This window comes from Pontibacter rugosus, assembly GCF_042678745.1.
Lineage (GTDB): Bacteria > Bacteroidota > Bacteroidia > Cytophagales > Hymenobacteraceae > Pontibacter > Pontibacter rugosus.
Window position 1 is genome coordinate 1 of the sequence record NZ_JBHTLD010000273.1, and the last position, 5,393, is coordinate 5,393.

At 47.3% G+C, this 5,393-nt stretch carries 4 protein-coding genes; 1 reads left to right on the forward strand and 3 read right to left on the reverse strand.

Going from position 1 to position 5,393, the window contains the following annotated elements; translation table 11 throughout:
• On the forward strand, window positions 1–255 hold a 255-nt coding region (locus ACFQ2O_RS19600), incomplete at its 5' end, for a hypothetical protein (RefSeq protein WP_377532017.1).
• 1,107 nt (window positions 256–1,362) lie between these two features.
• Here ACFQ2O_RS19600 and ACFQ2O_RS19605 read toward each other — a convergent pair.
• The 3 genes from ACFQ2O_RS19605 to ACFQ2O_RS19615 are packed head-to-tail and all read right to left on the reverse strand — an operon-like array spanning window position 1,363 to window position 4,934.
• Complete coding sequence (locus ACFQ2O_RS19605; RefSeq protein WP_377532020.1) at window positions 1,363–3,582, reverse strand: carboxypeptidase-like regulatory domain-containing protein; 2,220 nt, start codon at window positions 3,580–3,582, stop codon at window positions 1,363–1,365.
• On the reverse strand, window positions 3,575–4,144 hold the full coding sequence (locus ACFQ2O_RS19610; protein WP_377532023.1) for a DUF6624 domain-containing protein: 570 nt from the start codon (window positions 4,142–4,144) through the stop codon (window positions 3,575–3,577). Before ACFQ2O_RS19610 ends, ACFQ2O_RS19605 begins: the two co-directional genes overlap by 8 nt.
• A gap of 55 nt (window positions 4,145–4,199) precedes the next feature.
• A complete protein-coding gene (locus ACFQ2O_RS19615) occupies window positions 4,200–4,934 on the reverse strand; it encodes a hypothetical protein (protein ID WP_377532025.1) in 735 nt (244 codons plus the stop codon).
• Window positions 4,935–5,393 lie beyond the last annotated feature (459 nt).

The window sequence follows — 5,393 nt, forward strand, 5'->3', positions numbered from 1 at the left end:
GCTTTTATTGTAGCTATACATTTAATAAAAATTAAATTATATTTAGATGGGTTTGCAAAGACCTTTTTGAAAAAGCTCTTAATACATCAATACCTTGTGTGGCTTTGCCAATGTGAGCAGTATAATTCGGCGTCTGATATAAAAGTGTGCGAAGGGCAAAGTATATTACTTTATAAAATTGGCTTAAGCGTTAGCTCTTTTGCCTTCCACCAATTTCTTTATCCTTCTGTTCCATCACAATACTATTCTCTGTGAATTTTTGTCAATTCGGCCTTTACTTACTCTAGTCAATAATTAGTTGTTAGATGGCGTTCTGTTAATTTATTGAAGATATATGCCTTTAGCGGTAAATTATTCGTGCTTTGTTTTTCTTATATTCGATTTCTATGTTGCATTTCTTTTACCTCTATTTATATCTTAATTTTATTAATCGGAGGCATCGCTTTTTTACATTATCTAAGCCAATATAGATTTTTTTTAATGATAATCCAGCAGACTTTCAATTAAATTTAACGCTTAGGAAGGTATACATCTGTGGACTTGCTACTTCAGTGCCCAACAACAGCTGGCTATAGCACAATACTGTTTCCTGCGCCAACTGATGAGAGCAAAAAAATTCCGAATATGTACGGCGAGGCTTATTTTTTACCCCTGCACGCACCTAATAGGTGCGAAAGACATTTCATAAGCTGTATTTCATGTAATGCCTGCCAATGGGCCTTTCAGAGCTATACCTGCGGTCGAATCTACCTATAGTAGCCTTTTGCTAAGCAATAGCTTCTGTGAAAGCAGCATTGGTTAAGTAAGTAGATTTTCTGAATGTTAGCTTGCGGGCAAGGCCGAAATACTTTTTTCATAGAGAGTGAAATTTAAACTGTCCCTCTCACTCGTATAAAAGGCATTTATAGCAGTCAAATCTATGTGGATAAAGTTCGATAATTCACTCCTACGGTCTACCACATTAAAAAAGCCGCTCCAGTTAAACTGGAGCGGCTTTTTTGGTTTTATGTAGTATAAAATATTTCCTTGTGGTTTAGCATATTAAGCTTTGCTTGCGTAATTATCTACCTCAGCTCCCCCCTCTCCAAAACGCAGCCGTCCCTGCCATTTCGCTACCCAACGGCCATTACTACTTTGAAACTTAATTTTCTCTACACTTCGGGCTCCATCTGCACGAATATGGTACAACTTTGAAAGTTTTACTTCTCTTCCGTCTCATAAAATGACCTTTTTCAATACACTATAAGCCCGACCAGCAGGAAAGCGTAAGCGGTGAGCGGCATTATACCTCATCAAGGGGAGCCTTTCTTGTACAGTGTCTTGTTGAATAGAAGTTAGACATACTACACAGAACCCGCGCTTCTACTTTATGTATTCGTTAAACTTGTCCCACACCCGTTGGTCAGGGGCAATAAGTGTCAGATCATGTGAGGTGTGCGGAATCCTGTCCCCGTCTTTTAGAAGCTCATGCTTTAGCCATATGCTGGTTTCTGTCAGGGTTACCTGACGGTGACTCCCCCCTGCCGCAAAGAAGTGCTTATGTCGGGAGGAAACGGTAACCAGGGTATTTTCCATTACCTTGAAATCAGTGGAAAAGACAAACCTGCCTGCTGTTTTGGAGGTAATATCCAACTCTATCCTGACCGGAAGAAAAGACTGGCCGTCTACCCACACTGCTCCCTTGTAGGAGGAAGTGCCCGCCATGCCTGTAGCGGCGCGGTCCTGCTTCAATGCCCTGAAATGAATGACAAAAAATCCGTCTGATGTCTGCTCTCCAAACTCTAAGTGAAAAGACTTTGGCAGCTTTTTCTCCTCAATGAGAAACACGCCCAAGTTAGCAGGGTGAGGCCACACCACACCTATGAAGGGGAACGAGAGATGCTGCCTGAACTTGCTGTACACCGATTGCTTTAGCTCTTTTCTCGTCAGCACATCAACCACGGGCCGGTTTTCTGCGGCACCCTGCGCAATCTGAATAATGGTCTCGTTTAGCAGGGAATCTGTGCCGTCGTTAATGTTGGAGATGGTGTGGTAATAGTTTAGCTGGGAAGGGCTGTTTAAAGAAGCCAGTGCTTCGCGGGCTTTAAGTATAACCGCTAAGGGAGAGGACAGCTCTCCCTTCACCACAACCTCCGCAAGCACATTGGCCTGTGGCGTCAGCTGAATCGTTACCGTGTCTTCTCCAGCTGTGCTGAACACAAGGCTTTTGGTTTGGTAGCCGATCCGGGATATGATCATTTCACTTCCCGAGTATTGCCTGGTGTTCTTGATTACGAACTCGCCTGCCTCGTTTGAAGTCGTTCCTTCTCCCCTGGCTGGAAAGTATACGTGGGCAAAATCAATCACATGGCCGGTGTGCTCATCCCTGAGCAGGCAAACAGCCTGGCTGTGCTCCTCGAACACCTCTTCTTTAGCAGCCACCGCTTTCTGGCGGACAGGGCTTGCGTTCTCAAAAACGAGTATATAGTCAAAGGTCTTGGACCAGTCTCCTGCGGCTCGGTTCCCGAGCACCGTAGAGGCGTGGTTTGTTAATGTGTCTGTGTTGATTATGGCCGGGTACTGAGTGTGCCCTGCTTCTACGGTATTGGCAGCCTCGGGAAAGGTGGAAGACGCGATATCATTGATTCCCCTCCACTCCCCATTTCTGCACGAGAAAGCCACGTTAATTATCTCGGATGCATGGAAGTTGTTGCCCAGAACCTCTCCCATAGGGGAAAACGCAGCCAGCTCCCCACTGTCAAGAAGGCTGAAACCGTAGGCCAGGTGCGTGGAGGCACCCAAGACAATGGTCTTCCTGTGATGGAAGTACCTGTCCCAGAAGAGGAAGTTCCGGGCCATCGCACTGTCCCTTGGGTTACTGTCAGAAGCCCTGAACTCCTGTGCTGACAGGTTCGCGGTTTTCACAACTATTTCGCTTGCCCACAGCAGGTTGCTGAGAAGCTGCTCCTCAAGCGCCTTCCCCTTGTGTTTCTTTTGCAGTGCATGGCATAGCTGAATAAAGCCGTCACCTGGCGCCTCATCACTTGCCAGCATTTCGATTCCGGCCCTGAAGGTTTCTCTCTGATTAGCATCCAAGCCAAAATGATTCACTATCAGATCCGTTTCCTCAGCCGAGATAATCACCTGCGGGTCAAAGCCCGCATGCAAAACCTTGTATTTCCGGGCATATGCCAGCAGGGGGCTGAACTCTTCGGTATACCGGTAGATCTCGGAGAGGCCCTGAATGGAAGGCTCCCCTCCATTAGCCAGGGCGATGAAGGTCTTGTAGAAACTGCTCTCGGACTGTATGAGCTCAAAGCCTTTCTCCGCAAGCATCTTCTTTGTAAAGGATGCAGCGGTTGCATAGTGCTGGGACACGCCGTGGTTAGTCTCCCCCAGCAGGATCACTCTCTGGTCCGAAACCAGGGAGGACAGGCTGGCAGCAGCCATACCCTCCGGCGTGCCGTCTGCCGGTTGCGGGAAAGCCCGTACAGAAGCCAAAATAAGGACAAGCGCAATACTGAAGGATCTTAAAGCTAAACTCATCGCCGCTTTGATGAGCGGCAACGAAAGCATTCCCTGTCTGCTGTTTACGCTACTCATTCGCCAAGCTTAACTTCTCCAAGCCCACTTCCTCCCGTCTCTTGTTGAGCTCCTTCGCATTTTCAACCGGGAAAAGCGTCTTTTTGCCGTCGGTAAGCTTGTACTGCGTTCCGTACAACTGCTTTTCTCCCCTCTCCACCAGGATTCTGTCTTTCATTGTTGCCATGTCCGCCAGCCTCGACTCCCCCTTCTTAGCCGACTCCTCAAGCAGGGGGAAATACTGTTCCCGGAGCTTGTTGTCCTGTGCGTGCTGTATGGTCAGGAACAGTGCCCCATTTGCCTTCTCACCCACTTGCGACACACCCAGCCAGCCGTACTTATCCAGTATTTGCCTTACCTCTGCCAACCCTGCTTCGTCATATGCCATGATGCGCGTGTTCAGAGAGTCCATCTGGGGAGAGTCAGCGCCATGCTTCCTCAGCGTCGGCATCACGCTCCTCCTGACTGCGAGGGAAGAGTCAGCAACAGCCTCCAACCTGTTCCTGATGGCTTTGAAGTCTTGCGCGTGACAGGCAAGGCTGAGCAGCACCGCGACAACAAGGCAGTAAGTTTTGTTTTTCATATAGTGGGTGTATTATCTAAATCAAATTTCTAAATGATGTGCAATGGACCTGTCATCATTTTCCTCTGCTTGCCTCAAGTCCTGCAAACGGGGAAACTGGCTCCGGCCGAGCAGACTTTACCTTTATCAACTCCAGGACTATTCGGCCTTTATCGATGTTATCGTATTCCAGCCTTACAAATCCGTAGTCTTGATGGTAGAATGCCTTCAGCGCGGTTCGCTCAAAGCTGCTTTCTGTAAAGCTGTCCACTTCATAGCAGGCCAGCAGCCCAAGTATGGTTGGCAGCGTAGCTTGCCCCACAATTTCGTAGCTGCTGGTAAACCGCTCATTCGTGGCGTCTTTCCACTCTGCATGCCCGTCAACACTGTAGTGACTCCCTACTAGCAGGCTCCGGGACCACTTTCCGCCCGACTTCAGGGGAGACTTGACCATGGGAAAGGGACTTAGCTCCAGCTTCCTGTAAAGGCTCGTTCGAGGTGGGTGAATCCACACGGCCGTGTCACTCTCAACGATGCCGCTGTAGCTCTTCCACCCGCTTTCCCCTGTAACGGCCCAGGAGCTTCTGGTTTGCCCGTAGCTGTCCCGAAGGACTTCACTGCTTGTTTCCAGCACCAGGGTATCCGTTTGGGACAGGCTGCCATTATTGTCGAAATGAGAGGCCAGAAAGGTAAACTCCCTTTCCCTCTCATAGACAGCAGAAGCCGCTTTTTCTCCCTCACCAGTTGTTTTGTCATTCGCACACCCTTGTAAAATGGCGATAGCAGTTAGCATAAGAAAAATTTTGTTCATCTGTCAATGAGACTATATACAAAAGCGCATAGAGAGTCACAGAATAAATATAACATAATTCCGCCAGTAAAAAATAAGGCTTCAGGGTTTCTCCTCCCGCTCAAGTGCCAAAACTGTTCCTTCAGTTGCAGCCTCTATGATGGTTCTCTCACATAACATGCATTATGTTTAATACTTGCTTCTCCCACCTGAAGATAGGTTTCCACAGCCACTATGTTAATGTGTATATGGTTCTAAATTCACTCTTTCGGTCTACCAAAGCAAAAAAGCCGATCCATACCAAATGGAGCGGCTTTTTGTTTGAAAACTTTTCAAAACACTCTTGGCTTGATGTAAGTCTCAGTGAAGACCCTTTTGGCTACTCTTTCTGACTAATTCTTGTCGATCGCAGCTACCTCTCATTCTATATCAAAAGCATCATTTGAGCGTAAGTTTGTAGATAAAGCATTTTACTAAATA